We start from the raw sequence: 1,182 nt of genomic DNA, 5'->3' as shown, positions 1-1,182 counted from the left end.
CGGAAGACCTCGCGCACCTCCGCGGTGCCGAGCTCGACCTCCTCGTAGATCGGCTTGAGCATGCCCTTGAGGGCCTGCTCGATCTCGTCGATCGCCGCGTAGATGACCGAGTAGTAGCGGATGTCGATGCCCTCGCGGTTGGCCAGCTCGGTGGCCTTGCCCTCCGCGCGGACGTTGAAGCCCATGACGATGACGTTGGACGCGATCGCGAGGTTGATGTCGCCCTCGGTGATCGCCCCGACGCCCCGGTGCAGCACACGCAGCTGCACCTCCTCGCCGACGTCGATCTTCGTGAGTGCGTCCTCGAGGGCCTCGACGGTTCCCGAGTTGTCACCCTTGATGATCAGGTTGAGCTCGTTGGTCTCCTTCAGCGCGGCGTCGAGGTCCTCGAGCGAGATGCGCTTGCGGCGGCTGGCGAGTTCGGCGTTGCGCTCACGGGCGCGGCGCCGGTCGGCGATCTGGCGGGCCACGCGGTCCTCGTCGACGACGAGGAACGTGTCACCGGCGCCGGGCACCGAGGTGAACCCGATGACCTGGACCGGCCGGGAGGGCAGGGCCTCCTTCACGTCCTCGCCGAACTCGTCGAGCATCCGTCGGACACGGCCCGACGCGTCGCCGGCGACCACCGAGTCCCCGACGCGCAGCGTGCCGCGCTGGACCAGGACCGTCGCCACGGGGCCGCGGCCGCGGTCGAGGTGAGCCTCGATCGCGACGCCCTGGGCCTCCATGTCGGGGTTGGCCCGCAGGTCCAGGGAGGCGTCCGCGGTGAGCAGGATGGCCTCGAGCAGCGAGTCGATGTTGATGTTCTCGCGGGCGGAGATGTCGACGAACATGGTGTCGCCGCCGTACTCCTCGGCCACGAGCCCGTACTCGGTCAGCTGCTGACGGATCTTGGCGGGGTTGGCCCCCTCCTTGTCGATCTTGTTCACCGCGACCACGATCGGCACCTCGGCCGCCTGGGCGTGGTTCAGCGCCTCGACCGTCTGCGGCATGACGCCGTCGTCGGCCGCGACGACCAGGACGACGATGTCGGTCACCTTGGCGCCGCGGGCACGCATCGCGGTGAACGACTCGTGACCCGGGGTGTCGATGAAGGTGACCGGCCGCTCGTTGCCCTCGAGCTCGGTGACGATCTGGTAGGCGCCGATGTGCTGGGTGATGCCGCCGGCCTCGCGCGCCGCC

The 1,182-nt window shown here is 69.5% G+C and carries 1 protein-coding gene; it reads right to left on the bottom strand.

Annotation, left to right across the window (positions count from 1 at the left end):
* A partial coding sequence (infB, locus tag AC0CYZ_RS11350; protein ID WP_472215317.1) for a translation initiation factor IF-2 occupies positions 1-1,182 on the bottom strand: 1,182 nt, incomplete at both ends.

Source organism: Actinomycetospora sp. (assembly GCF_055612215.1).
Note: the sequence above shows the minus strand (reverse complement) of the source record. Positions and strands in the feature narration are given on the sequence as shown.